This is a genomic window from Limnospira sp. PMC 1279.21 (genome assembly GCF_032349615.1).
Lineage (GTDB): Bacteria > Cyanobacteriota > Cyanobacteriia > Cyanobacteriales > Microcoleaceae > Limnospira > Limnospira fusiformis.
Window position 1 is genome coordinate 1 of the sequence record NZ_JARPLU010000457.1, and the last position, 825, is coordinate 825.

The 825-nt window shown below is 44.7% G+C and carries 1 protein-coding gene; it reads right to left on the bottom strand.

Annotated features, from left to right (window positions below):
• The coding region (locus P5683_RS25410; protein ID WP_315642124.1) for an IS630 transposase-related protein at positions 1-416 on the bottom strand (416 nt) is incomplete at its 3' end.
• Positions 417-825: the final 409 nt, after the last annotated feature.

The window sequence follows — 825 nt, forward strand, 5'->3', positions numbered from 1 at the left end:
ACTTCTTGTGGCTCCATATGTTCAATCTGAGCCATAAACTCCTCTCGCTGTTGCTCATCACCTTCTTGGTAGCCGTAAGTTTTTTTTCTGGTGAAGCCAATTTTCTTCAAGGCTCTGGATATGGTGCGAGGAGAGATGTCGTCATCCCAAAGTTCAGCCATTGGAGCGGAGGTTTTGTGGCCATGCTCTTGGGCAAAAGCCTTGAATTTATGCCAGTCGGTAATTTTGTGGTTATTGCCAGGTGGGTGATTAGGTTTAGGGAGGAAGTCTCCGGTCTGTGCTTTTCTTTGCAGCCAGAGATTAATGGTGTTCCGGCTGACATGGAAAACTTGACTGGCTTCTGTTTTGGGCATACCGTCTAGTTCAATTGCATCAATAACTTTTTGTCTGAGGTCGTAACTGTAGGGGGCTGGCATTTTTGGTCTTCTTAGTCATCTCGTCCTCTCCATTATACGTCCTAACTTTCCTGTCTGGTGCTATAATTACTTGTTTTGGGCGTGGTGGCCGTCAAAAAGCGGCTCCTAACAAGAGGCTTCCGATTCGCCATAACCCATTAAAACCAATTAAGGGATGGCTTACCGGGGATATAGCCAAGCATAAGACATAAGGAATCGGTAGAATCACCCCGTCGAGTCGTGGCAGTTTTGTTTTAACCAAACCTGACCAAACTCAGTTTTCAGTGAAGCCAATAGATTTGAAACCTGTTTTTAGGAGAGATGGCTATTTGTATAAATTTTCCTGAGTTGTCCGGTAATTACCAGGTTATAGATATATAGCATTAGTCAAGGTGGTTAGGACGCAGCTTTGAGAACGGAATCCATGGCC